Origin of the sequence: Pararobbsia alpina (genome assembly GCF_902859895.1) — a bacterium.
Taxonomy (GTDB): Bacteria; Pseudomonadota; Gammaproteobacteria; order Burkholderiales; family Burkholderiaceae; genus Pararobbsia; species Pararobbsia alpina.
In genome coordinates this window covers 400,657-425,207 of sequence record NZ_CADIKM010000002.1, presented here as the reverse complement: position 1 = coordinate 425,207, position 24,551 = coordinate 400,657, and the positions used below count along the sequence as shown (strand labels likewise).

The 24,551-nt window shown below is 61.3% G+C and carries 21 protein-coding genes and 1 pseudogene; 9 read left to right on the top strand and 13 right to left on the bottom strand.

Going from position 1 to position 24,551, the window contains the following annotated elements; genetic code table 11:
* Positions 1-37 precede the first annotated feature (37 nt).
* Both HV670_RS04005 and HV670_RS04000 read right to left on the bottom strand, forming a co-directional pair.
* A complete protein-coding gene (locus HV670_RS04005; protein ID WP_175103325.1) occupies positions 38-994 on the bottom strand; it encodes a complex I NDUFA9 subunit family protein in 957 nt (318 codons plus the stop codon).
* Between the two features lie 77 nt (positions 995-1,071).
* On the bottom strand, positions 1,072-3,036 hold the full coding sequence (locus HV670_RS04000; protein WP_175103378.1) for a lytic transglycosylase domain-containing protein: 1,965 nt from the start codon (positions 3,034-3,036) through the stop codon (positions 1,072-1,074).
* 22 nt (positions 3,037-3,058) lie between these two features.
* Between HV670_RS04000 and HV670_RS03995 the strand changes: the two genes are divergently transcribed.
* Together HV670_RS03995 and HV670_RS03990 are read left to right on the top strand one after the other, a co-directional pair.
* On the top strand, positions 3,059-3,643 hold the full coding sequence (locus tag HV670_RS03995) for a 5-formyltetrahydrofolate cyclo-ligase (RefSeq protein WP_246256959.1): 585 nt from the start codon (positions 3,059-3,061) through the stop codon (positions 3,641-3,643).
* A gap of 121 nt (positions 3,644-3,764) precedes the next feature.
* Entirely contained in the window at positions 3,765-4,895 is a 1,131-nt protein-coding gene (locus HV670_RS03990) for a glycosyltransferase family protein (RefSeq protein ID WP_246256956.1), read from the top strand.
* 3 nt (positions 4,896-4,898) lie between these two features.
* Here HV670_RS03990 and HV670_RS30835 read toward each other — a convergent pair.
* Positions 4,899-5,045 (bottom strand): annotated as a pseudogene (locus HV670_RS30835) (magnesium transporter CorA); the annotation flags it as partial.
* A gap of 251 nt (positions 5,046-5,296) precedes the next feature.
* Here HV670_RS30835 and HV670_RS03985 point away from each other — a divergent pair.
* Both HV670_RS03985 and HV670_RS03980 read left to right on the top strand, forming a co-directional pair.
* Entirely contained in the window at positions 5,297-7,972 is a 2,676-nt protein-coding gene (locus HV670_RS03985) for a DNA-binding protein (RefSeq protein ID WP_175103324.1), read from the top strand.
* Positions 7,973-8,073: 101 nt separating this feature from the next.
* Positions 8,074-9,477: a TIGR03862 family flavoprotein gene (locus HV670_RS03980; protein WP_175103375.1), complete on the top strand. Its 1,404-nt coding sequence runs from the start codon at positions 8,074-8,076 to the stop codon at positions 9,475-9,477.
* Positions 9,478-9,493: 16 nt separating this feature from the next.
* On the opposite strand, the gene HV670_RS03975 is transcribed toward HV670_RS03980, so the two are convergent.
* Positions 9,494-10,648 carry a methyltransferase gene (locus HV670_RS03975; protein WP_175103323.1) on the bottom strand — a complete coding sequence of 385 codons (1,155 nt, stop codon included), beginning with the start codon at positions 10,646-10,648 and terminating at the stop codon, positions 9,494-9,496.
* 555 nt (positions 10,649-11,203) lie between these two features.
* Between HV670_RS03975 and HV670_RS03970 the strand changes: the two genes are divergently transcribed.
* Entirely contained in the window at positions 11,204-11,992 is a 789-nt protein-coding gene (locus HV670_RS03970; protein WP_175103322.1) for a glutathione S-transferase, read from the top strand.
* 339 nt (positions 11,993-12,331) lie between these two features.
* On the opposite strand, the gene HV670_RS03965 is transcribed toward HV670_RS03970, so the two are convergent.
* On the bottom strand, positions 12,332-12,745 hold the full coding sequence (locus tag HV670_RS03965; RefSeq protein ID WP_175103321.1) for a transcriptional regulator: 414 nt from the start codon (positions 12,743-12,745) through the stop codon (positions 12,332-12,334).
* Positions 12,746-13,167: 422 nt separating this feature from the next.
* On the opposite strand from HV670_RS03965, the gene mnmE reads away from it, so the two are divergent.
* From mnmE to HV670_RS03950, 3 genes are all read left to right on the top strand, one after another.
* Positions 13,168-14,559 carry a tRNA uridine-5-carboxymethylaminomethyl(34) synthesis GTPase MnmE gene (mnmE, locus tag HV670_RS03960; protein WP_175103374.1) on the top strand — a complete coding sequence of 464 codons (1,392 nt, stop codon included), beginning with the start codon at positions 13,168-13,170 and terminating at the stop codon, positions 14,557-14,559.
* 30 nt (positions 14,560-14,589) lie between these two features.
* The gene (locus HV670_RS03955; RefSeq protein ID WP_175103320.1) at positions 14,590-14,862 is read left to right on the top strand and encodes a type II toxin-antitoxin system HicB family antitoxin; all 273 of its coding nucleotides are present in this window, start codon (positions 14,590-14,592) and stop codon (positions 14,860-14,862) included.
* A gap of 187 nt (positions 14,863-15,049) precedes the next feature.
* The gene (locus HV670_RS03950; protein ID WP_175103319.1) at positions 15,050-15,478 is read left to right on the top strand and encodes a hypothetical protein; all 429 of its coding nucleotides are present in this window, start codon (positions 15,050-15,052) and stop codon (positions 15,476-15,478) included.
* Positions 15,479-15,539: 61 nt separating this feature from the next.
* On the opposite strand, the gene HV670_RS03945 is transcribed toward HV670_RS03950, so the two are convergent.
* The 3 genes from HV670_RS03945 to HV670_RS03935 all read right to left on the bottom strand — a co-directional run bounded on the left by HV670_RS03945 (position 15,540) and on the right by HV670_RS03935 (position 17,567).
* The gene (locus HV670_RS03945; RefSeq protein WP_217478354.1) at positions 15,540-15,986 is read right to left on the bottom strand and encodes a DUF488 domain-containing protein; all 447 of its coding nucleotides are present in this window, start codon (positions 15,984-15,986) and stop codon (positions 15,540-15,542) included.
* Positions 15,987-16,111: 125 nt separating this feature from the next.
* Complete coding sequence (locus HV670_RS03940) at positions 16,112-16,861, bottom strand: YdcF family protein (protein ID WP_175103318.1); 750 nt, start codon at positions 16,859-16,861, stop codon at positions 16,112-16,114.
* Between the two features lie 40 nt (positions 16,862-16,901).
* The gene (locus HV670_RS03935) at positions 16,902-17,567 is read right to left on the bottom strand and encodes a DUF2939 domain-containing protein (protein ID WP_175103317.1); all 666 of its coding nucleotides are present in this window, start codon (positions 17,565-17,567) and stop codon (positions 16,902-16,904) included.
* A gap of 788 nt (positions 17,568-18,355) precedes the next feature.
* On the opposite strand from HV670_RS03935, the gene sap1 reads away from it, so the two are divergent.
* Positions 18,356-18,703 (top strand): surface attachment protein Sap1, encoded by a 348-nt coding sequence (gene sap1, locus HV670_RS03930; RefSeq protein ID WP_425511377.1) that lies wholly within the window; start codon positions 18,356-18,358, stop codon positions 18,701-18,703.
* A gap of 210 nt (positions 18,704-18,913) precedes the next feature.
* Here sap1 and HV670_RS03925 read toward each other — a convergent pair whose 3' ends face one another.
* The 5 genes from HV670_RS03925 to HV670_RS03905 form a co-directional block, all read right to left on the bottom strand.
* Complete coding sequence (locus HV670_RS03925; RefSeq protein WP_175103316.1) at positions 18,914-20,404, bottom strand: sugar efflux transporter; 1,491 nt, start codon at positions 20,402-20,404, stop codon at positions 18,914-18,916.
* 333 nt (positions 20,405-20,737) lie between these two features.
* Positions 20,738-21,127: a type II toxin-antitoxin system VapC family toxin gene (locus HV670_RS03920; RefSeq protein ID WP_175103315.1), complete on the bottom strand. Its 390-nt coding sequence runs from the start codon at positions 21,125-21,127 to the stop codon at positions 20,738-20,740.
* Complete coding sequence (locus tag HV670_RS03915; RefSeq protein WP_175103314.1) at positions 21,124-21,357, bottom strand: type II toxin-antitoxin system Phd/YefM family antitoxin; 234 nt, start codon at positions 21,355-21,357, stop codon at positions 21,124-21,126. Before HV670_RS03915 ends, HV670_RS03920 begins: the two co-directional genes overlap by 4 nt.
* Before the next feature lie 97 nt (positions 21,358-21,454).
* Positions 21,455-22,573 carry an ABC transporter ATP-binding protein gene (locus HV670_RS03910; protein WP_175103313.1) on the bottom strand — a complete coding sequence of 373 codons (1,119 nt, stop codon included), beginning with the start codon at positions 22,571-22,573 and terminating at the stop codon, positions 21,455-21,457.
* Positions 22,574-22,973: 400 nt separating this feature from the next.
* Positions 22,974-24,128 (bottom strand): porin, encoded by a 1,155-nt coding sequence (locus HV670_RS03905; RefSeq protein WP_175103312.1) that lies wholly within the window; start codon positions 24,126-24,128, stop codon positions 22,974-22,976.
* Positions 24,129-24,551 lie beyond the last annotated feature (423 nt).

The following is a 24,551-nucleotide window of genomic DNA, read 5'->3' as shown; positions in this document are numbered from 1 at the left end:
GGGGGCGAGGAGAGTTCAGTTAGGGGGCGACATCCCGTCATCGGTGCGCGGCCGCCCGATACGACGCAAGTCGCGACTGCAGGGTGCCGCCGCGCAGATAGTCCGGCGCGACCGCTTCAAGGCTCGTCAACTGTACGCCGAGTTCGGGCGGCAGCCGCACGTCGGAAATGGAATCCAGTGTCATCGAAGCGAGATTGTCACGCGTAATGGGCGGACTGCCAGGCATCAATTCAAAGCTCACCGCCTGGAGGTGGGCGAGCGCCGCGGACAGTCGGATGATCTTGCGCGGATGCCCGATCGCGACGCCCACAAAGCGCACGAGTTCCTCCAGCGTATAGACATGCGGCCCGACCACGTCATATGTCATATTCAGCGTGAGATCGAGGTCGATCGAATTGACGAGCGCATCGGCCAGATCGCCGACAAACACGGGTTGGAAGCGCGTGTCAGGGCTCGCAAGCGGGATGACCGGGAATGCCCTTTGCAGACTGGCGAAGGTGTTCAGGAAGCGGTCGCCCGGTCCGAACACGACCGAGGGCCGGAAGATCGTCGTGCGCAGCTCGCGCGCTTCGCGCAGCACGCGTTCGCCGTCGCCTTTGGAGCGCAGGTACATGCTCGGCCCTTCAGGATCGGCAGGCAGCGCACTGTTGTGGACAATGCGCCGCACACCCGTCATTCGGCAGGCGGCGACGAGCTTCTGGACGAGCTCGACATGCGCTACCGAAAACCCGGGGCCATACGGATCGCCGATACCGTCATGGAGAATGCCGACAAGGTTGATCATCGCATCGCAGCCGGACACAAAACTCGTCAGCCGCACGGGATCGTGGATATCCGTCTCGACCACATCGACGGGCAACATCAGGAGGTGCTGCGCATGGGGCCGCCGCCGCGTCGCCACCTTGACGGCGTGTCCGCGTGCCACGAGGCGATTGATCACACTGGCTCCGATGAAACCGGAACCGCCCAGTACGCCGACTGTGTTGTGTTCCATCTCCGCACTCCCGGTGAGGGCGTCTCAGGTAACGCCGGTGCCACCCCTTCGCCGAGCCGGATCTTCTGATGAATTCCCTAAGGCTCGATATAGCCGAGTCGCTGCTTCAGCGATTGCGGCTTGTCCTCGAGGAGCGCCGCGTAGTAGACGGTGTTCGACAAAACGTTCTTCACGTAGTCGCGGGTCTCGTTGAACGGGATCGTCTCCGCGAACACGGCGCCCTCGACCGGCTTGGCGAGGGCCGCCTTCCACTGCCGCGGACGGCCCGGACCGGCGTTGTAGCCAGCCGAAGCGAGCACGGCGGAACCGTCGAATTGATTGTAGACCATCGACAAATACGTGGTTCCGAGCAGGATGTTCGTGTCGATATCCGACATCTGCTCGGACGAGAGGGAGCCCAGCCCAATCTTGCGGGCGACCAGGCTTGCCGTGCCCGGCATCAGTTGCATGAGCCCCTGCGCACCCACGCCCGAGCGGGCCGCGATCACAAAACGCGACTCCTGGCGAATCAGCCCGTAGGCCCATTCGACATCGAGCTCGTTCTGGCGCGCGTCGCGCTGCACGATGTCCTTGAACGGCATCGCATAGCGCAGCGTGAAATCATGCTCCTGCACCGTGCGGTCGGCCGTGTTGACCTCCCTGTCGTAGAGCTGGATCGACTTCGCATACTCGGCGGTCGCGAGCAGTCGCCGATCGCTCATCCCGCGCAGCGTCCAGTTCCATTCACGGTTGCCTTCAAGACGAAGGTTCATCGCGTAGAAGCGGCGCGCAAGCGCGAGACCCGGCAGATCGCGAACCGCCCGGATGTCGTCGGCGGTGGCGGCCGTGCGCGGCGGCAGAGTGATCTGCTTGCCGAGTTCCTCGGTCGCGAGCTGGCCATAGAAATCGAAGCGCGATGAAATCAGCGCAAACTCGGCCGCGGCGCCGACCGGGTCGCCGAGCGCCTTCAGCGCGCGTGCGTGCCAGTAAACCCACGCCGGCCTGGCGCGCAGAGGGGCCGGCATCGCCTCGACGGCCCAACGCACCATGGTCCAGTCGCCCTGCAGCAGCGCCGAGCGTACCCGCCATTCGTAGGCCGGATACGACAGGGGCGCGCCGACCGAGAGCCGGTACCAGTCGACGGCACCCGGCACCTGCTGGGCAGCAGCCTGATAGGCGATCGCGCCCCAGCCGATCGCGCGCTCCTGCGGCGCGAACGCCGAGACGATCGACGAATACGTTGCCGCGGCGATGGCCGGATCGTTGCGTGCCATTCGCGTGATGGCGAGCAGGGCGAGCTCGTGGGATGGCGTGTTCAGGTTGACGCCACTCGCGAGCAACAGGGGCGGCTTGTTGGCCGCCATATCGAGCTGGCTGTCGTCGGGCCGTTGGGGGCCAAGCGCATCGGCGATCCGGTTGCCGGTCTGGACGTTGTTGCCTTCATACGCCATGCGGATCTGCTGCCAGACATCCTCGGTCGTGAACTGGCCCTTGAGGGCGAGCGAAGTGATCAGGTCGACGCAGCCGTCTCCATAATTCTTGGGATCGATCAGCAGGGCATGTGCGGCGTCGCTGACGTTCTCGCCATGGGCGACACGAGACTCGAGCGCATAGCACTTGACCTCGGGATCGTCGTCGACCACGAAACGCTTGTATTGCGTATCGAAGTTGCGCCAGTCGTGGCGCGCGCCGAGTACCAGCAGATAGTCGTTGCGCAGCCGGTCCGCGATCGCGAGGCCGTCGTACTTGGCGAGAAAGGCAAGCACCGAGTCGTCAGGCGCGCTGATGTTCGCGTGTCCCGAGTTGTCGAACAGGAGCGGCTTGAGTGCGTAGTATTCGACGTACGAGGGCACCGGGTAGTCGGACAGACGCGCGGCAAGACTCGCGGCCTGGCCCTCATCGTTCTGTCGCGCGGCATCGCGTAGCGCGATAAACGCCTGATCGTCAGGCGACAGGTCCCCCGTGCTTTGACGAAGGGGAGCGGCGCTGCTGCATGCGACCAGCAGGGCACCCGCGAACAGGGCGACGGCGGCGCGATATACTCGGTCGAGACTCTTCGACATCATTTGATACGAGGGCATTTCGGTGGCGCACAGCATAGCATGCGATCCTCGTCCCGCACGCTCAAAAGCCGCGCTGCGCGAGGCTTTGCTGGCGGCACGGCAACACTTGCCCGGCGATGATTTTCGAGACGAACGTCTGACTGGACATATCGTCGCATTACTGCTTGAACGCGCCCCCCGATGCGTTGCCGCCTACTGGCCGATCGCGGGCGAATTCGATGTGCGGCCGGCGCTCGAACGCTGGCTTTCGATGCAGTCGGACGGGAATGCCGCGTTGCCGGTCGTCGTCGCACGCGATGCGCCGATGATCTTCCATCGTTGGCGGCCCGGCGAGCCGGTCAAGGACGGCAGGTTCAGGATTCCTGTCCCGCAGTCCGAGCATCCGGTTCGGCCGGACCTGCTGCTGATTCCCTGTGTCGGCATCGATCGCGCACGCTTTCGGCTCGGTTACGGAGGAGGCTTCTATGACCGGACGCTCGCCGCCATCGAGGGACCGCGGCCGTTCGCGGTCGGCATCGCATTCGATGCGGGCCGGCTCGACGAGCTGCCACGGGAGGCCCACGATATTCCACTCGATGTCGGCATGAGCGAGTCCGGCGTGTGGTGAGCGCCTTGCGCGCCGGTCCTGCTGGCCGAACAGGGATGCGGCTGGTGGGTAAGGTCGAAGCCTGGATCGATCATTGGTCGAATCGGCATTCGGACCTCGGACAGGAACCAGGAGTGCGTGCGTGTCAGCGAATATCGAAGCCTTGTATACACACCCGGGATCGTGGGTGTCGGCTAAAGGCCTGATCGAAGTGCCCTACGATCTCGAGCGCAACGCGGCCAGACACGCGTCGTCCGCTCAGGCAAGGAGCGAGCCGACCACGGCAGGTGCGGGCAGTGCAGCCGCTTTACCGGGTCCTGCACGCCCCCTGACCGAACGCGCCAACGTTTACAACGCAGCCCGCGAACGCTTCACGCTGCCAGTCGGCCAGGCCCGTACGATTCACATCGTCAATGCCATGGGCGTGGTCCTCGGCGATTCGATCATCGGCCTGTCTGTTTTGCGCTGGCTGCGCGACGCCCACCCGCAGCTCGAACTCAGGCTCTACCGCGCCGCGAACTCGCCAGACTACGTCGAGCATCTGTATCGCCTGGCAGCCGGTATCGTGGGTGAAGTCCGTCACCTGCCCTGGCCCATCGACGCCATCCCGGCCGGCGAGCCGATCGTCGATATCGGCAACATCGCCTACTGGCCGCGATTCTCCACGCAGCCGATGGTCGACTTCTTCTGCGAGGCGATGGGCATCGATCCGGCGCAGGTTCCGGCCTCGGCCAAATCGAACCGCTGGCTCGCCGAGCTCGTCCTGCCGCCCTTGCCCGAGGCATGGCGAGGCCAGCCCTATGTCCTGTTCAGCCCCGCGGCGAGCACACCGGTCCGGCGCATCCCGCGTGCTGTCTGGCATCGGTGGATCGACCGGCTTTGGGACGCCTATGGCCTGCCCGTGCTCGGCTTCGTCGAGATGGAGCATCCCCATTTTGTCGATCTGCGCGCCATGACACCCGATACGTCGAGTTTCCTGATGTGGGTCAAGCATGCGCAGGCAATGGTCACGGCCGATTCGGCCGCGGTCCACGTGGCGGCAGGCTTCGACGTGCCCACCACCGCGATCTTTACGACGATCGACCCCAGGCTGCGGGTGCGCGACTATCCGCGCTGCACACCCGTCGACCTCGCGATCGAGGAACTGCGCGGCATGCATTCGAGCGACCTCCCACAGCACGTGGCACTCGTCGAACGTGCGTGGAGCCATGGCAAGCTCAATGCAATGCCCTTGCCCACGCCCATCGATACCCCTGCTCAATACCGGCGCTGACAGCATTTCTTCCTGCAGCAGCTTGATCCGTTCGACGAGTGCAGTCAGGTCGTTGAGAACGACCGAGAATTCTTCAGTGGATTCCCGCAGGTCCTGCACATCGTGTTCGTCGAGCCAGGCGGGCGGGCGATTCAATAGCCGGAACAGTGCGATCTTTCAACTTGCCGCCATCGGAAATGCGGGGACTTCGGCGCTCTGTTTAGCAAATCGGGATGAGGACATTCCGATAATGTAGCGCCTGTATACTGGCGCGCTGTGAACGCGCCGATGCAATCTACACGGCGGACGGTCCCATATCGTCTGGCCAGGCTGTTTTTGCGTAGATGATGTGAGCCGCGCTGCCGCAGGTCTGCACGTTTTCTCTGCGCGTTACTGATCTCATTTTCGACTGCCGAGGCGCCATGGCTGGCAACAATCCTGAAGTAAACGACGACCTGATCGGCGAAATCGCGGAACGCCTGACCGTCGAGGGGCGCAAAGTCTCTCCGCTCGAAATATGGTCCGAGGTCCACGGTGGCTCGATCGTCACCGTTGCCGCTTCGCTGCGCCGCTGGCGCGAATCGCAGCAGTTGACGCTCGGCCATGCCCAGGAACGCCCGGCACTGCCGACCGAGATCTCGAACCTTATGCTCTCGGCCCTCGACCAGCTCTGGACGACGGCCAATGATGAAGCCCAGAAGGATGCGACGCGCCGCCTGCGCGCGACCTCGAAACGCATCGACGATGCGAACGCCGAGCGCGACGAAGCCCTGTACGAACTCCAGCACACGGTCGAGGAACTCGAAAGCGGGCGCCGTCGCCAGGGTGAGCTCGCGCAGGCCTATCAGGAGCGGAGCGACGAACTCAATCGCGTATCGTCAGACCTGATTCAGGCAAACAGCCGGGGAGAACAGGCCGAAGCGCGCACGGGTGCCCTCGAGCAGGACATGCTGCAGATGGCCACCGATCTCGAACGCAGCCGCAACGAACTCGCCGCCGCCCACGAAGCCCGTGCTCAGGAAAATGCGGCGTATGCCCAGGAAATCCAGGAACTGTGGACCGCCGCCGCCGCGAACCAGGAAAAGACCGCGCAGATCCAGACGCTGACGGAGCAATTGCAGGCGAAGACCGATGAAGTCATGCGCCTCGATGCGCAGGTTGCCGAGGTCGGCGCACTTGCGACCGAGCTTGCCAACCAGGCCACCGAAGCGAACCAAGATGCGCAGAGCGCACGCGAACAGGCAGCCACTGCCGAAGCGCGCATCGCCGAACTGTCGAGCGAGGCCGCGGAAGCCACGCAGGCCATCGAGACACTGACCGCGCAACGCCACGACGCCGAAAGCCAGATCGCCGAACTCAACGCGGCGGCCGCAGCCTTTGCAAGCGATGCCGCCGATGCGAACCGCGACGCGTCGACTCTGCGGGCACTCGCGGCAGCATCCGATGCGCGGATTGCCGAACTGTCAGGTGAGATCGCCCAGGCCACGCAAACCATCGATGCGATGGGTGCCCACGTCCACGACGCCGAGCATCGTATCGCCGAACTCAATGCGGCCGCTGCGGCTTCCGCGGACAGCGCGGCCGAAATGAACCGCGACTACGCCGCTTCTGTGGAACAGATCGATCAGTTGACCCATCAGGCCGCTGCATCGGCGGCTCAGATCGAGGCACTCTCCCGGGAAGCCGCTGCGTCGTCCGCGCAAGTCGAGGAACTGTCCCGACAGGCAACCGTCTCGGCGCAGCAGATCGACGAGCTCTCAGGCCAGGCTGCTGCATCGGCGGCGCAGTCGGACGAGCTCTCACGTCAGGTCGCAGCATCGGCGGCGCAGTCGGACGAGTTGTCGCGACAGTCTTCCGCATCGGCTGCCGAAGTCGATTCGCTGACCCGCCAGGCTGCCGAGTCTGCGGCCCGGATCGACGATCTCAAGGCCCAGCTCGCAGAATCCGCCGATGTGATCGCCGACCTGTCGGCACAAGCGTCGGACGCTTCGAAGCAAGCGGGCCAAATCGCCGAACTCAATGCGCAATTCGAGGCCCAGGCAAAGCGCGTTGCGCAGAGCGACGACCATGCCGCGCAGCTCGAAGCGCAGACGACAGAACTCAACGACGCCCTTGCACAGGCCCGCGCCGAACTCGACGCGCAACTCGAGGCCCAGGCAAAGCGCGTTGTGCAGAGCGAGGACCATGCCGCGCAGCTCGAAGCGCAGACGACGCAACTCAACGACGCCCTTGCACAGACCCGCGCCGAGCTGGACGCCCATGCAAAGCGCGTCGCGCAGAGCGACGCCCATGCCGCGCAGCTCGAAGCACAGACGACAGAACTCAACGACGCCCTTGCACGGGCCCGCGCCGAACTCGAAAACGAACGCGCCAATCAGGTGGACTCCCTGGCCGAGGCTTCACGCCAGAGCGAATTGCAATCGCGACTGACCGAACTCAGTATCGAACTTGCGCAGGCGCATACCGAGTTGAACGATCAACGCGATAGTCATGCGGAATCGTTCGCGCAGTTGGCCGCCGAGAACAATTCGCTGCGTGAGGCCGCTTCACGATTCGATTCCGAGCGGGCACAGCTCCAGGGCGGATCGAGCGAGATCGAAACCGAGCTCGCTCGCCTGGCGGACGAACTCGACGCAAGCGATGCGCGTGCCGTCGCCGCCGAAAGCCGGGCGAACGAAACCGAGGCGCGACTCGACAAGCTGAGCTCGACCGCACGCACCGCCGAAGAGAAGCTGGCCGCTGAACGCCAGGCCGCATCCCAAGCGGCCGGCAAGCTCGCCGAACTTCAGCGTGAACTTGCAAATCATGCCGACCGCCGCAACGCCGAGATGGAAGAAGTCCATCGGAACTATGAGAAGTGGGACACCTATGCGCGCAAGCTCAAGCAGCATCTGAACGACGCCGCCGAACGCTATGCGATGATCGAGGCCCGCGTCGCAAGCGAGGCCTCATTGCGTAGCCGGCTGACCGCTGAACTCAATATGGCGAACCCTGCGCATCCCCTCGTGAAGCCCGAGGTCCAGGAACAGATGATGTCGAGCAGCCAGTCTGAAATGATGGCCAAGCGCACCAGCCAACCCGCCGACGCCACGCGCTAGTCGGGTGTAGACAGCGTCCGGCCTGATCTGGTCAGCGCGCCGGGGTTCGGGTTATGGTCACGACCCGGCCGTTATTGCTCGATATCAAGGATTCACACCCGATGCTCGCCGTGCTCCCTGCTCATGTGACCCGCACTGTAGCCGTCATCGGCGGCGGTCCCGCGGGCCTGATGGCGGCCGAAACACTTGCGGCGGCGGGATTGCGCGTCGACGTGTTTGACGCGATGCCCTCCGTCGGCCGCAAATTCCTCATGGCCGGCAAGGGCGGCATGAACCTCACCCACTCCGAGCCGATCGAGGCATTCCTCGCACGATACGGCAGCCGTCGCGACGCGATCGCGCCGTTGCTGGACCTGCTGAACCCCGATGCCTTGCGAGCGTGGGTGCACGGTCTGGGAATCGACACCTTCGTTGGCACATCGGGGCGTGTCTTTCCGACCGACATGAAAGCCGCTCCCATGCTGCGCGCGTGGTTGCACCGCCTCCGCGAGAGCGGCGTGCGGTTTCATATGCGGCATCGCTGGATCGGCTGGAATGCGCAGCCGCAGAGCAATGAAGATGCCCCAGTCGGCGACCCGTGCGGCCACACCCGGGTCGTCAATACGACAAACAGTAAGCTGGAAAGTGGGGGAAGCGAGGCGTCCCGGCGGTCGAGCCACACACTGCGCTTCGCCACATCGGACGGCGAGAAGGACTTTGCCGCGGATGCCGTCGTGCTCGCGCTCGGCGGAGGAAGTTGGCCGAGGCTCGGCTCCGACGCCGCCTGGGTTCCACTACTTGCCGCACAAGGAATCGAGATCGTTCCGCTTCAGGCCGCCAATTGCGGCTTCGACGCCGACTGGAGCGAGCACTTCCGCAGTCACCATGCAGGCGAGTTTCTCAAGTCCGTCGCAATGGCAGTGGCACCCGGAGATCGGAGCGAAGCCGAAGGCGCGATATTTCGGCAAGGGGAATTCGTCGTCACCGAGTCGGGCATCGAAGGCAGCCTCGTTTATGCGCTGTCGTCCCGAATTCGCGAGCGCATCAATCAGGACGGCCACGCCACCCTTCTGCTCGATCTCACCCCAGGGCTGAGCCACGAACGCGTATTAAGCGAAGTAACACATCCGCGCGGGTCACGATCGATGTCGAGCCATTTGCGAAGCCGGCTGGGGATCAGCGGCGTCAAGGCCGGCCTGCTCCATGAATGCCTGTCGAAGGAGGCGTTCTCCGACCTCGAACAGCTCGCCGGCGCCATCAAGTCGCTCCCCTTGAACGTCGTACGCGCCCGTCCGATCGCCGAGGCTATCAGCAGTGCCGGCGGCATTGCATTCGAAGCGCTCGATGCCCGATTGATGATCAGGCAACGACCCGGCGTGTTCTGCGCGGGCGAAATGCTCGACTGGGAAGCCCCGACAGGCGGTTATCTGCTGACCGCCTGCTTCGCAAGCGGAGTCGCCGCCGGACAGGGCGCCATCGCCTATCTCGACAACGCACAGAAAGCCGGCAAAGCAGAGCCCGCCTGAGGGGTGCTGCATTCGATCACGCCTTGCCGGCGTCGTCCCGCGCGAGCCGCCATATCGACGTGAGTTCAAGCGCCCGGGCGGCATGGAGCGGATCGTCCACATCGGCCACCTTCGGATGCGTCGGGCGAATGCTGATCTTGTCGAGCACCTTGAGCCCGGCCGCCGCGAATGCCGCGAGGAGCTCGTCTCGCGATCGCAGCCCGATATGCTCAGCGATGTCCGAGAGCACCAGCCAGCCCTCGCCACCCGGCTCGAGATGCGCCCCGAGCCCGGCAATAAAGCCCTTGAGCATCCGGCTCTCCGGATCGTAGATCGCATGCTCGAGCGGTGAACTCGGACGCGCGGGCAACCAGGGCGGATTGCAGACGATCAATGGTGCCTTGCCCGGCGGAAACAGATCGGCTTCGACCACCTGAACCTGCTTCGCATAGCCCAGACGCTCGATATTCTCGCGCGCACAGGCCAGCGCACGCGGATCCTGATCCGTCGCGATCACCCGGGAGATACCCCGCTTCGCCAGCAAAGCCGCAAGCACCCCCGTGCCCGTGCCGATATCGAAAGCCAGATGCGTCGCCGCAGGCAAGGGTGCCTTTGCGACCAGATCCAGATATTCGCCGCGCACCGGCGAAAACACCCCATGGTGCGCATGAATCCGATCGCCGAGCACCGCAATCTCCACCCCCTTCTTGCGCCACTCGTGTGCACCAATCAGCCCTTGCAACTCACGCAGCGACGCAACCGAGGCTTGCCCATCTGGCGCGCCATAGGCTTCGAGACAGGCCTGCTGCAGATCAGGCGCGCGGCGCAGAGCAATGCCGAAGTCACCCTCGATCGGAATCAGCAGCATATTCAGCGTACGCGAGCGTTGCGACTGCGCCTGCCGATATTGATTGAACGCGTCGACCGGCGATTCCGGCTCCGGACGTTTTTTCCGGCGCGGCGGGCGATCGGCGCGGCGCGCGATTGCCTGCAGCAACTGACGCGCATTCTGGAAATCGCCGCGCCAAAGGAGGCCCGTCCCTTCGCAGGCCAGGCGGTAAGCCGTATCGGCCGTCAGCGTATCGTCAGCGACGACCACACGCCGCGGCGGCGGCGAGCCATTTTCGGAACGCCAGCGAACCGCACGCACCTCGCCGTTTTCCGTCCATTCGATCAGCGGGTAGGAATTCATTAGGAACAACCTTTGCAGCAGTGGATACGCGTGCCCACGAGATTCCCAGGGCAAGACCCTGGAACAGCGCAGCGCATAAAAGATGAATGCCGGGTGTGCGGACGGCTCGCGGGTCTGCCCGCGAGCTCGCGTCAGGAGAACCGGCCGGCATCGCCCGTTTCCGTCGCAGAAGAATGGGGTGCATTCTACCGTGCGGCATCTCCCGACTCCCTGTTGTTCGGACCGTCAGACCGCGGAACGAGGAGCCACAGTGCGAAAACATCCGAGAACATCACCCAAGAACGTCACTCGCGTTCGGCGGCGAGCCCGACGAACAAGGGCTCGCCGCATGCGTGACAACAAGGAGTCTGATAGAGGCCAACAGCCTTCGCAGCTTGCTGGCATGAGCAATGCTTCGATGCAAGTCGCGGGCCGACCACCCGAAGCTTCGAGCCGGTGATAAGGTTGACTCGCGCGGCCCGTCGAGTGCATCCCCGTGGGGCGACCTACCGGTGAAGGGCGCGCAGCCCGCTTTCGCACAACGCGTTCACCTCTATCAAACGAAACGGAGCATCCATGAGGGACACCAGCGATGGTTTGCCGCGTTATGAACTGCACTACTGGGACGGCTTACAGGGTCGCGGCGAGTTTATCCGGCTCGCGCTCGAGGAAGCCGGCGCCGACTACGTCGACGTCGCGCGCGAGCCCGCGTCAAAACATGGCGGCACTCAGGCGATGCTTGCGCCGATCAAGGACCGTCACGCCGCCGTCATCCCGTTTGCACCGCCCTTCCTGAAGGCCGGCGAGTTGATCATTCCGCAAACCGCGAACGCATTGCTTTACCTTGGCGGCAAGCACGGGCTCGCGCCGTCCGACGAGCAGGGCATGTACTGGGCGCATTCGCTTCAATTGACGATTGCCGATCTGGTTGCGGAAGTGCATGACACCCATCACCCCATCGCGACTCATCTTTATTACGAAGATCAGAAGCCCGCGGCCAAGCAGCGTACGACAGCGTTTCTGGAGGCCCGCGTGCCGAAGTTCATGGGCTATTTCGAACGCGTGCTGGAGCAGAATCCCGCGGGTGAAGAATGGATGGTCGGTGCCCGGCGCACCTACGTCGACCTGTCGACATTCCAGATAATCGAAGGCCTCAATTACGCGTTCCCGCACGCCATTGCGGCCATGAGCGGCCAGTGGCCGAAGCTTGAATCCCTGCGTCAACGCGTACGCGCTCTGCCGCGGATTGCGCGATATCTCGATTCGCCGCGTCGGATTCCCTTCAACGAATCCGGGATCTTCCGGCACTACCCCGAGCTTGATCATCGAGGATCACCGACGGGGGCACACAAAAAAGAGGCTTGAACCACGAAGCCAAGTCCATGGCGTTGGCCTCGGAATGGGGCTGCTCAAGCGCCTCAATCGCGCCCTATTAATGCCAATCCATGCGCCACAAGGCCGTCGGGGATGAGCAAATCGGTGCAATCCGCGCCATCGAAACTCGTCTGCTGGATCTTCTTCACCATTACTTTTATTTTTTTGTTGCACTGCAATAGGCAAAGCGATAGATTGAATCCGTCTCCTCCATGTCCTCCGATATGGATTTAGCCCGACGTAGCCCAGCTACGGCGGGCTATTTTTTTGCCCACGTCGACCATCGGGCATGGCACGCCGGGCCACCCCAGCCGAATCGCGATTCGCACACTACTCATTCGAGCGCCCGTGAAACTGCAACACCAACTCCTCAACGAGTAGGCGCTGCCTTGGCGAAAGCAATTCGATTTTCCTCGCGAGCGTCAGACTTTCGTGCGAACGCGGATAAGCCAAGGATGATTCCGCTCCGCTATTCAGCGCGGAGACCGGATCAGGCGGCGGCCCATAGTGAAGCCAGTGCTCGGTCACATTGAGCCAGCGTGCGAGCGTCGCGAGCTTGTCCGGAGTCGGAATCGACTTGCCGCTCAGCCACTTGTGCGCACTCTGCACACTAACCCCTTCACCTTCCCGGTGCTGGAGATTGAATTCCCGCGCGAGATCAGTCGCGCCTTTCACCTTCGCCACATTGTCGAGTGCGGCGCGAAGACGAAGGGAAAAAGATAGTTTTTCGATAGCGGACGGCATGGGCGGATTCTGCATTCGGGCCAGCGGCCAGCGCTCAACCACCCAATTGAAACACCGCCCTGGACGTGAAAAAGTGTAATCAATGCACGCACAAAATCTCCCAAAGATTGATTGCGTCGTCGGAATCCAGCTCCATGCCATCTTTGGACTTCCGAGCCCGTTGCCCCAACCGACCCCAAATTCACGCCATCCAGCCACGCATCACCCTTCGGGCTGCGACATGCAGTCGCAGATTTCCTGTCTGGTTGAAACACCGATCGACGATTCACCTCCGGGGAGGCACCCGATACAAGAATCGGTTTTGTCTGACAGTCCAGAACACGAGCCCCAACGCCATCTCACCGCGATGTGCATTTCGGGCCGCAAGCTACAATTTGCCGCCGACCCGCCGCATGCCGGGCTACCGTGAGACCTTGTTGAAAATGCTTGCCACCGACCAAGACCCGATCGCCGCTATCGCCACCGCCGCCGGCCGAGGCGGAATTGGCGTCGTCCGCCTGTCGTTTGGCAGACAGTCGCCGACCGCCGTGCACAGCGTCATCCAGGCCGTTTGCGCCCAACCACTCACGCCGCGGCACGCCCACTATTGCGGCTTCGTCGACGCACAGGGCGGTGTGCTCGACCGCGGCATCGCCTTGTATTTCCCCTCTCCCCATTCCTACACCGGAGAGGCCGTACTCGAGCTCCAGGCCCATGGCGGCCCCGTGGTCATGCAACTATTGCTGCAGCGCTGCCTTGAGGCTGGCCATCCATTCGGGCTGCGCGTCGCCGAACCTGGCGAGTTCACCCGACGCGCTTTCCTGAACGACAAACTCGATCTCGCCCAGGCCGAGGCCATCGCCGACCTGATCGAGGCAAGCACCGAAGCCGCTGCACGCTCCGCTGCGCGCTCGCTTGACGGCGCGTTCTCGCGACTGGTTCATGCGCTCGTCGATGACGTGATCAATCTGCGAATGCTCGTCGAAGCGACCCTCGATTTTCCGGAAGAGGAAATTGACTTCCTCGAGGCCGCCAATGCGCGCGGCAAACTCGCCTCGATCCGCACCTCGCTCGAACGCGTGCTTGCCGATGCACGCCAGGGTGCACTGCTGCGCGAAGGCCTGTCAGTCGTGCTCGCCGGTGAGCCGAATGTGGGCAAGTCGTCCCTGCTCAATGCGTTGGCCGGTGCCGAACTGGCGATCGTGACCCCGATCGCGGGGACGACGCGCGACAAAGTGGCGCAAACCATCCAGATCGAGGGTATCCCCCTGCATGTGATCGACACGGCTGGACTGCGCGACACCGAAGACGAAGTCGAACGCATCGGCATCGAGCGGACCTGGCATGAGATCGGCCGTGCCGACGTCGTTCTTCATCTGCTCGATGCGCGAACCGGTATGGACGCCGGGAACGAAGACATTGCAACACGCTTCCCTGCGGGCGTACCCATCCTGCGAGTGATCAACAAGATCGATCTCGCCGGAGAAACGGCCAGCGTATCGGACGACGAGCAGGGTAACGCGGTGGAAGTCCGGCTATCGGCCCGAGGCGGCGAGGGAATCGACCTGCTGCGCGCGAGCCTGCTGAAGATTGCGGGATGGCAGCCGGGGGGAGAGGATGTGTTCCTCGCACGCGAACGACACCTTTCGGCACTGCGTGCCGCGGCGGAACACCTTGCACTTGCCAACGAACATGCCGAGCAGAGATCGCAGTCGCTTGACCTTTTCGCAGAGGAACTGCGCCTTGCGCAGGATCAGTTGAATTCGATCACGGGAGAGTTTGGGTCTGATGATCTGTTGGGGGTGATTTTTAGTAGATTCTGTATTGGGAAATAGGTCCATTTCTGGACCGGATGGAGGGTAGCCTTGAAATTTCCTATTGCGATTCACAAGGATAAAGGCTCTGACTACGGTGTGATCGTTCCGGATTTTCCGGGCTGCCACTCATGGGGTGAAACGATCGAACTTGCCTTGACCAACACGATCGAGGCCATCGAGCTGTGGGTGGAGTCCGCAATCGAAGGCGGCATGAGCGTCGAATTCAAGCCTTCAACCGTCGAATCGTTGCGTCAGAATCCGGACTACGTTGATGCGATTTGGGCGATGGTCGACGTCGATCCATCGGAGCGCGCCCACTGATCTGCTTGCTCGTTGCTGACACTACGCCAAGTTCTCAAAAGCGCAGCAAGGAAAGGAGGCAGGGCAACATCGCGCAACATTGCTTGGTTTTTGCAAGACCCCACCATCCAAGAGCCGGTATAAAACGATGGCGGAACGTGCAAAACGCGAACCGCCACCCAAGCAACCGGACTTGTAAGGAGGTCAGATGGCTATGGACGATCAAGCTGAAAACGTTGCCGAGAATGCCAACGCGTGGACTGCCGAGGAGCTTGAGCAGATCGAGCAAGGCATCATGGACGAAGAGGTGTTCGCCGCTCGAATATTCGCGCAGCTCGAAGCCGCTCCTGCCCTGCTCACACGCGAGCAGGTCGAATTGATCGAAGATGAGATCCGAAGAGATTCGTGGCAACGCGCCGCCCTCATCTTCTGTACATCCACAGGCAAGGATCTCTGCAGAAAAATCGAACGCGATCGTGATTTCGCCATCCTGGCCGCCCAGGTCAAAAACTCGCTGACGGCTGTGAAGGAGAGGTATGAGCAGCTCACCGAGCTCCTCTCAACGGTTGATGTCCGGATCATGCTCGCCCTGTGCGGACGCAAGGACATGGAGGCAGTGCTCGCAGAGGCCGAATGACATAGGCCTTCGCCGATCAACTGCGACGCGCATTCGAATCACCTCATCCGTCACGCAGGTATCAAACGAGGTGCACAACCTCCATTCTCTGTCCCCAGGCTTCGTTCAGATACTCGACCGCGAGCCTGCGATGACAATGGTGTGGCAAATGCTCGCTGCATAGCAGGCAGGCGCGATCGAATAGCGCCTCGTCAAGGTTGCTTTCGACGCGCCGCCTGGCAAGCAATTCGCAATAGGCCGAAGCATAGGTGGTCCAGTCGAGTTCCTTCTCCCGATATCGCTTGAGCATGGATGCCTCGGGCGCCAGCTCTCCAAGCTCCTGATATTGCGCACCGACAAGTTCGGACACGAAGAAACGCAGGTCGTCCTTCTTGGCAAACCCCGCAAGCTGGGACGAATTGTTCAGCCGGACATCGAGGAGCGTTTTCACCGACGCATTTCGCAACAGCATAAAAAAACGCTCTGCCGACTTGGCGGTAAATCCAATGGTGGCAACGCGAATCATCATGTGCAAACCAGGCTGTTGAACGTATCCTCGCCGAACGCCCAGAAGGCGTCGAGCCTGTCACAGCCGACATAAGTCAGTTGCAGAGAAGTCGGCCCGAGCTTAAGTACCCTGCCATAACGTGGCTTTCAGTACCAGCCGAGCGCCGCGTAGAGCTTCAGTTGGACCATGCCGAGTATTTCGTGGACACCGACCTCAGTCAGGCGGACGTTCTCGATCAGCGGCCGGATCGCGTGCAGGCGGTCGCCCTGCTTGGGTGGCGCCAGGGCCGACGACCACGGGATCGGGTGCACGTGAAACCGCTCGAACATCGCGAGGGCGCGATGCATGTGATACGGGGCCGTGATCAAAAAAATCTGTGTGCCCTGAACGTCGCCGAGCATTGCAGTGGTGTATTTCGCGTTCTGATAGGTGTTCCAGCTGCGCGGCTCCAGACGGATGTCGGCCTGAGGCACATTGAGCGCGACCAATTCTCGACGAAAGGCCTCGGCCTCGGTAATGCCGTGGTGTTCAGGATCGCCCCCGCTGAGAAACACCGTGCACGACGAAGATGCGCTGCGGCAGTCGCGGTAGAGCGCCGCGGCGGCCACACCTTTCATGTACGAATCCCGACGCGGCACGTAGTAACCCTGGTCGTCATCGAAGACCGTGCCACCCCCAAGGACGACGATCGCGACTTGTGCCGCGAATGGCGGCTGCGGTTCGACAGGCGGCACACGCAGGCTGTCCAGAAGCATATGGGCGATCCATCCCGATCCAATTGCCCAGAGGGCAAGTGCGCCGATCGCCACGGTAATCCGGCGCCTGCCGGGTAGCCATTGAAAGGCGGCCCCCCACGTCGCCAGCATCGCGACGAATACTCCTTCAACCCACATCATCCATTTTCTCCGCGGTTCTCGTTCTGTCCGGTTGTTGCGATTACTGCCCAGCGCTGAAAGGCAAGGTCACGCCGGCCAACTTCCACGACCAGAGCCCCTGACGTTTGAATATGAAAGTCACCGGCGCCTGCCCGTCCTGGCGAGCGGTTGCCGTAAACGTCGACCAGTTCTTGTAATGCACCGTGTAGTCGTTCCTGGGGGTCGTGCCCGTCTGCACGCCGCTACCCCCATCAACGCCAGCGGACGCGGCGCTCGAAGGCACTGGCGCGAGCGACGGGGCCATGCTCGAAGCCGGCACGGCGGGTCCAGCCCCGGTCGATCCATGACCTGACGACGATGTGCGTCCGGGAAGCAGGTCGAGCGGCTTCGAGGTCCCTTCCGCCATAAGCGTCATCACGCCTGCCGGTGACACGATCGTATCGATGACCTGGTTCATCAGCGCCATCCCGAGCAGCATGCCAAGGCCGGCGAGCGGATTGCCCTTGATTTCGGGCGTGTCGAGCCTCGCGTGCATCGCGATCATGACCTGGCCGCGTATGCTTTCGCGCAGCGCAGCGAAATCGACGTGGGACGAAAACGCGTCGGCATCCTTATCGGCGATCGCGCCCCGCATTTCGCGAAGCGTCCAATAAGGACTCGCATAACTGGTTGCGCCAGCGACGACAACGACAATGGCAATCAAAGTGGCCCGGCTTCGGCGTTTCATATCTTTCCCTTGCCGCGCACGGCACGGCGGGAAGCCGGCGCTACGCGGTCCCTAGTTTTACCATGCGAGGGGACCGGTAAGGTCTTCCAGGAGTTTTGTCTTTTTGACGCGATGTATTGGCGGGCAGCCAGCGAAGGCAGCGTGACGACCGCATACGAGTTAAAGCCGGCGCACAAGCGACTAGCGGGACGAGGCACGGCAGGCGGGGAAGCTTCAGGAAACTAAAGGGTAGGTCTGGCGGAAATGGCACATCTATTGCGTGACTGCAACCGGCTCTTGGCATCCTGAGCCATGCAGTATGTGTGTCTCTACTACGCGGTTTAAGCCCGACGCATTAGGCGTCGGGCTTTTTTTTATTTGCGTTTCTTGTAGCTGAACGCTTGAATCGGGTGGTCTCCCCGCAGATCGAAATTTAGTCCTGCGACGTTTATGCGTCCATCCAGAGTTGTACCAATGAAAACGCCGCATTGCGACAAAGCCCGGCGCGCCTCCCCGGCTGATCTCACGGAATGCTGCGGACACTGCTTAAGCAGCCGATTTGCGTATGCAGCAAAACGTCAAATAGTGTTAATTTAGCAATAAGGTATTCCCTGATTATGCGGCTTCGCACAATATTCAGGCCCACCAATCATTTAGCGGCTTACAGAAACCACCGGATTTCCTGCTGCGCTTGCACAATTAAACTGCTTGTCGAATTAATCAAATGACCTAGCATGACTAATGTGGGCACCCGGAATGGAATAAGCACATAGCTCAATGCCATTCTCTCGCTCTCTCAGGAGACAAAAATGAAACTCAAGCGAGCATTGATTGCGATCGTCGTGGCGGCGCCCGCCGCGATGAGTGTCGGCCTTGTCGCGCAAGCGCAAGACGTCGTCCCCGCGCAAAACTTTCATTTCAAGGACAATGCGTTCGGCTGTCTGTCGAAAGATAAATTTGATGCCGCCTTCAAGCATGCGCAAGCCGGCGAACCCGGGCAAGCGCAGCAATTTTTCACTGGCTATGATTGTGTCGCGACGCCCCCGGAAACAGAGTTCAGGGCCATTCGGGTAATCGGGCATGACATCGAGTTCGTCGGCGCATCCAACACGGATACGCAGGGGCTCTGGACCACCGATCAGTTTATCCGGCAATAGGCGACAGGCGGGTGGCGCGCAGAGTCGGTCTCCGCCGACGCTCGATGCAAACCGGATGGTTGATTTGAATCGCTAGGCTAGGTACGGATAAACCATTAAGGCTGATCCCCTCCGGATCGGCCTTGACGCGCCTATTTACGACTATTCGCGAATCGTGTCGGACACTGATTCACACTTACTATCAGCGCATGCACGGTAATCGCAAACCGCTTAATTGGCAAGTTTCGCCACGCCAGAGCGCAAGCGCGAGCGGCTTTCCTGCCGCGCCAGAATGAACAGCAGGACGAATGCCGCGCTCGACAACAGCGCGCACATGACGAAGACATACCGGTAGCCGAATACGCCGGCAATCCAGCCAGCAAGAACCCCGGCCAGAATCGCCCCAACCCGGTTCGTATTGAAGAACAGCGTCGTCGCACTCCCCGGCTCGTTCGGCATCAACTCCTGGAAGTACTGCATCCCGAGACATGAGAACACCGACACGACAAACGCATTGGCCGCCTGCAGCGGCACCAGGTGCTCAGCACTGTCGGCGAGCATGATGCCGATGAAATAGATCACGTGGATCACGGCGCCGGCCGCGATGAGCTTGCTCTTCGGGAGCCGCTTCGAACTCAGGCCAAAGCCAAGCATGATCGGTACTTCGAGCAGCGCTCCCCACCCGAACATCATCGCGACCTGATGGCTGTTTCCGTGCAGCACGTTCACCATGTAAATCGGCAACGCGATCATTACGGCGGCACCCGACACCCCGATCAGTGTGAAGGCGACGAAGGCCAGCAGGATGGCACGTTGGTGAGACTTCCCCCGGGAGGCGTGATCTGCCACGACCAGATCCCGACGACCGGCGGTCGTGGCCGACGTGGAGGCTGTGGCCATCGCGGAGGGCAGTACTGTTGAGGCAGAACGTGATGCGGCTGATGAGCTGGCGGAGCGAGATATATTCGACGGCAATGCAGACGCAGATGCACGCGAGGCAGCGATCGCCGAGGTCTTACCGGGAGCCGGCACATCCGCATCTACGGTCGAACGCTCAGGAACCGACAGATCCACCAACGCGCTATCGAAGGGTACAGCGGGCGGCGGGCGGGCATGATGAGCCGGCGTGGGAGGCTGCATCTTTGCATAGAAAACCAGCAAGCCTGCCGTCGCGAAGCAGCCCGCGGCGATACCGAACAGGCCGTCAAAATCAAGCAAACTGAGAAGAATCGCGCCGATCGAGGGTCCAAACACCCAGGCAATCGAAACCAGCGTTCGCAGCGCGGCGCTGCCGAGATCCTCTTCCTCGCTATCGGAAAAGGCGAGCGCGGTCTTCGAATATGAAAACATCTGCGGCAAGGTGGCGGCAGCAATTCCGAGAAACACGCAGCCAAGTATGAGGATCAGCCAATAATTGCTGGTCAGTCCCATGCCAGCATAGCCGATCACGGCGGCAAAATTGGCGGCAAGCACGTAAGGGCGGCGGTTGGGCGCTGCATCCGAGCGCTTGCCCATGTAGCGGCTGATCACGACGCCCGAAATGGCCATCATGGTCATGAAGAAGCCCAGGCGGCCCGGCGACATATGAGCATGATTGACGCCGTAGAGCGATACATACGGGGCGGTGAACGATAAAGCCGTACCGAGCACGAACATCGCGATCGCCATCGAGGTGAACCCCGGCAAGCGCAGCAGCTTCAGATATTTATGGCCCTGACCCACTTGGTACTCCCGCAGCGTACTTGGTCGACACACCTGTCCCATCTGGCGCCGAATAGGAAGGCAAACGTATGCCCACCGGTGGCGGATGACACGCCGCCGATAAAATCGGGGCGGGAGGCTATTGGCGGTAAGTACGACCGGAATATCGCACTGAAACTCGCGAGTTCACTGCCGCATGCGACTCATCGCGACAAGCCTCTGACGAAAGCGTTAGTTTGGCAGAGATAGACGCAGATGCGCACGCGCACAACCGTTTCATCTGTTTAATTCATCAGAATAGCAACGGTTGTCAGCGGGAGTTAGCAGCGGATCCCAACAAGCGGGAAGTCATTGTTACCAGATGGTTTCCACATGGGTCAGCGCACGAACCTTGGGGTTCTGCGTGACGAGTGCACCGCCGAAGGTGCGTGCCGTGGCAACAATGATTCTCTGGTTCGAGAGCAGGGTCGGGGAAAGCCGGGCCGCGCGAAACGCGATTTCGGTGTCGACCGGCACAATGCGCACGCCTTCGATGGACGCAACGGTTGCGAGCCAGCTTGGCGTATCCATCGAAAGCACCAGTTGCCCGCTCTCGACGAGATCGGACACTTCGAGCGCACTGATGGCCGAAATCAGGATCTCACCACCATTCAACTCTTTCTCGATCGCTTCTCGCGCCATCTTGCTCAGGGATCTACGCCCGCTCAGCCAGCAGACAAGGGCGTGAGTGTCCAGCGTAATCATTCACCCTTCTCGCTGCCGAGCGCGGCGAGCGGCTCATCGAGTTCATTGAAATGCACGATCGACGCGCGAAGCACATCGAGCGGGCTCTTTTGCAACCGACGGTAGGGCCGGATTTCGACCGTCGGTTCGCCACGATCCGTCACGATGACGGTCTCGCCCAGCGTCTCGACATGCCGCAGGTATTCACAGGCCTTGGCCTTGAATACAGTCTTCGATACTCGCTTTTCCATTTCCGCCTCTGGGGGGTGTGCGGGTCCCAGTCGTCTCAGATCTTCCCGCGCACCTCAGGGCGCGCGGGATCTCACGGAAAGTCCGGGTGAATCGACCTCAAGCCGCGCGACGCGTCTCGCCCCGATCGAACTTCACGGCGCGGCCCGTCGAATCGAATACGACTGCGACTCCCGGTTGCGCGCTGATTCCGATCGGCGCGCCGATCGCGAGCTCGGCGACTTTCTTGTCGACCTTCAGCGACACAGTCTTCGAAACGCCATCGATACGCGCATGGAGAATCGAGATGTCGCCGAGGTGCTCGAGCAGTTCCACCTTCGCCGCAAAACCCTGGCCTGCGAGCGCGACACTCAGATGCTCCGGACGTACGCCAAGGGTGATTTCACCGGCCAACGAGCTGTCCGAACGGCCAGGCATGATAAGGCGGCCCGCGCCGCCGTCGAGGCCGATAACCGTCTCGGCGTCGTTTTGCGAGACCAGTGTGGCCGGCAGCATATTCATTTGCGGCGAACCCAGGAAGCCGCCGACAAAGCGATTGGCCGGCCGATCGTAGAGTTCAAGCGGCGCGCCGACCTGCTCGATATTGCCCTTGTTGAACACGACGATCTGTTCGCCGAGCGTCATCGCCTCGACCTGATCATGGGTCACGTAAATCATGGTCGTCCCGAGATCACGGTGAAGCTTCGCGAGTTCGATCCGCATCTGCACGCGCAGCGCTGCGTCGAGATTCGACAGCGGCTCGTCGAACAGGAACACGCGCGGCTTGCGCACGATCGCGCGGCCGATCGCGACACGCTGACGCTGACCGCCCGACAAAGCCTTCGGTTTGCGTTCAAGCAGATGGCCGATCTGCAGGATCTCCGCCGCACGCCCGACTGCGTCCTGCATTTCCTTTTTCGAAGCCCCCGCGAGCTTGAGCGAAAAGCCCATGTTCTCGGCCACGGTCATGTGGGGATACAAGGCATAGTTCTGGAACACCATCGAAATACCGCGATTCGCCGGCGGCAGATCATTGACGCGTTCCCCATCGATAAAGATGTCGCCACCCGTTACCGTTTCCAGTCCGGCAATCATCCGGAGCATGGTCGATTTGCCGCAGCCCGAGGGGCCGACAAATACGGTGAATTGACCATCCGGGATCTCCAGATTCACGCCCTGGATTACCTTCGGACCCTCGCCGTATGACTTCTCGACGTTGCGCAAAACGAGTTCACCCATCTCCATGTCTCCTGAATTCGATACTTGGACAGCCCTGACAGCATGCCCTTTTCCGGTTGACGAACGGTTGCGCCTGTACGCTGCGCGATGACGTCGCGGTTGGCCCTCCCGGCCGGCTTTCCACGGTCGGGCGGGTTCGCGAACGGCCTGCATCGCCTTCATTCAGCAAGGCAGGTCGGTCAGGGATTGTAGACCGCGTTGAATGCCGCCAGCCATTCGGATGGACCCTTTAAATAAATTCCCCAATCCCGCCGGTTAATTTCAGAACGCAGAAACAAAAAAAACCGGTGCGACGCTGCTGGGGTAGCGTCACACCGGTCCTTCGATACATTTCGAATCAAGAAGTACGACTTATTTTCTTAACACTTTTCGCCCTACAGGGTGCTGCGGAGAGTCTTGCTTAGAACCCGGTCATGATCCCAGCGAACACGCCGGTCTGGCTGTGACCGTAGTTCGGGTTGGTGGTGCTGGCGTTCGGCGATACCGACTGGTTCGTGTTCGGACCGAAGGCATCGTTGCCCAGATCGACGTTCGACGTCGAGCTGTTGTGGATGTAGCCAAATTCCGTGTACAGGAACGTGCGCTTGGACAGGTTGTACGTCGCGGCCAGCGTGTACATCGTCGCATTGCCGTTGCCGTTGTTGGCGTTCGCATGGAAGATCGCGCCCGTCAGAGCTGCTGCAGCCGTCGCCTGCCATGCCACACCGAACCATTCGTGGTCGACCGAAGTCGGAGCCGTGGTGCCGGCCGGTAGCCCGCCGGCGAAGCCCATGGACGCGTCGGTAGCCTGCGGTGCATTCAGGTGTTGGTAGCCTGCGTAGAACTTGACCGGACCCAGCGTGTAGGTACCGCCGCCGAGCGCCGAACGCGAATGCGTGTAGACGTTGTCGAACGTACCGTTGGCGCTGCGTACTTCGTCGTAGATCCCGCGCAGTTCGAGGGCGCCAATGTCGTAGACGGCTTCGATACCGTCGGTACGGCCTTGCGCCGAGCCCACGGTACTACCCGTTCCTGCGCCGGTACCTGCCGAATTCCAGTTGTAGTTATTGGTTATGTCGTACTGGCCCTTGAGGGTCAGGCCGAAGAAATTCGGCGACGTGTATTCGAAACCGTTGGCCGCACTCGCCCAGTTACGACCACGCACGAGCGTCGAGATGGCGTAACGCTGCATGACCTGCGGGTCGACGCCCCAGCTGTCCTGCGACAGTTCGCCGGCACCGAGGTTACCCAACTTGAACGTACCGTAGTTGCCGTTCGTAAAGCCGATCGTCGCGTGACGACCAAACAGTGCGCCGGCCGATTGGCCGTTCTGCGTATTCAACTGACCTTCCAATTGGAAGATGACTTGCGTACCGCCGCCGATGTCTTCAGCGCCTTGCATACCGAACCAGGAGCAGCCCCAATCGCCGCTTTCCGCGCTGATCTTGTGGCCTTGCGGCAGGCCGTTTTCGTACTGAATGCCGTTATCGATACGGCCATACAGAGTCACACTGCTTTGCGCTTGAGCGGCGGCCGCGATCGCCAGCAGCGACATGGTCAGAACAACTTTTTTCATTGCGTCTCCTCGAAGATTAAAACGCGGGTAGCGCCCCGAATGGCGGCATTTTCCAACCGCCAGGAATCTGTCCATGAAATGTCTCTTTCACATTCCGGCGCAATTATAGGTTTCGCATTTTTTTTGAATGCCGACGTTATGGGCTAGGGAAAACGCTGTTCAATCATGTGCTTGCGGAGCCTTACGGGATGCTGTACGACGTTCCATTCAGACGAGTTAAGCGATTATGTAAATCACGAATCCTTTATAAACAATGCGTTGTAAGAATTGAAAAGACATTAACTCGTAGATAATAAACAGGTTACTTATTGAATTTGAATCTCATAATTGGATATCTGCCGGGGCAGTAATTGAGGGTATGCGTCGCAAACGCTTTCGATGAGCGTTGTATTCATGCGACGTGACGTAGGCGCGTGCACTGCG

Excerpts from the sequence above, each read along its gene's own strand:
- sap1 (WP_425511377.1), top strand. The coding sequence starts at position 18,356 with ATGAAACTCAAGCGAGCATTGATTGCGATCGTCGTGGCGGCGCCCGCC.
- HV670_RS03910 (WP_175103313.1), bottom strand. The coding sequence starts at position 22,573 with ATGGGTGAACTCGTTTTGCGCAACGTCGAGAAGTCATACGGCGAGGGT.
- HV670_RS03970 (WP_175103322.1), top strand. The coding sequence starts at position 11,204 with ATGAGGGACACCAGCGATGGTTTGCCGCGTTATGAACTGCACTACTGG.
- HV670_RS03985 (WP_175103324.1), top strand. The coding sequence starts at position 5,297 with ATGGCTGGCAACAATCCTGAAGTAAACGACGACCTGATCGGCGAAATC.
- HV670_RS03965 (WP_175103321.1), bottom strand. The coding sequence starts at position 12,745 with ATGCCGTCCGCTATCGAAAAACTATCTTTTTCCCTTCGTCTTCGCGCC.
- HV670_RS03920 (WP_175103315.1), bottom strand. The coding sequence starts at position 21,127 with ATGATTACGCTGGACACTCACGCCCTTGTCTGCTGGCTGAGCGGGCGT.
- mnmE (WP_175103374.1), top strand. The coding sequence starts at position 13,168 with ATGCTTGCCACCGACCAAGACCCGATCGCCGCTATCGCCACCGCCGCC.
- HV670_RS04005 (WP_175103325.1), bottom strand. The coding sequence starts at position 994 with ATGGAACACAACACAGTCGGCGTACTGGGCGGTTCCGGTTTCATCGGA.
- HV670_RS03945 (WP_217478354.1), bottom strand. The coding sequence starts at position 15,986 with ATGATGATTCGCGTTGCCACCATTGGATTTACCGCCAAGTCGGCAGAG.
- HV670_RS03915 (WP_175103314.1), bottom strand. The coding sequence starts at position 21,357 with ATGGAAAAGCGAGTATCGAAGACTGTATTCAAGGCCAAGGCCTGTGAA.
- HV670_RS04000 (WP_175103378.1), bottom strand. The coding sequence starts at position 3,036 with ATGTCGAAGAGTCTCGACCGAGTATATCGCGCCGCCGTCGCCCTGTTC.
- HV670_RS03975 (WP_175103323.1), bottom strand. The coding sequence starts at position 10,648 with ATGAATTCCTACCCGCTGATCGAATGGACGGAAAACGGCGAGGTGCGT.
- HV670_RS03950 (WP_175103319.1), top strand. The coding sequence starts at position 15,050 with ATGGCTATGGACGATCAAGCTGAAAACGTTGCCGAGAATGCCAACGCG.
- HV670_RS03940 (WP_175103318.1), bottom strand. The coding sequence starts at position 16,861 with ATGATGTGGGTTGAAGGAGTATTCGTCGCGATGCTGGCGACGTGGGGG.
- HV670_RS03980 (WP_175103375.1), top strand. The coding sequence starts at position 8,074 with ATGCTCGCCGTGCTCCCTGCTCATGTGACCCGCACTGTAGCCGTCATC.
- HV670_RS03905 (WP_175103312.1), bottom strand. The coding sequence starts at position 24,128 with ATGAAAAAAGTTGTTCTGACCATGTCGCTGCTGGCGATCGCGGCCGCC.
- HV670_RS03935 (WP_175103317.1), bottom strand. The coding sequence starts at position 17,567 with ATGAAACGCCGAAGCCGGGCCACTTTGATTGCCATTGTCGTTGTCGTC.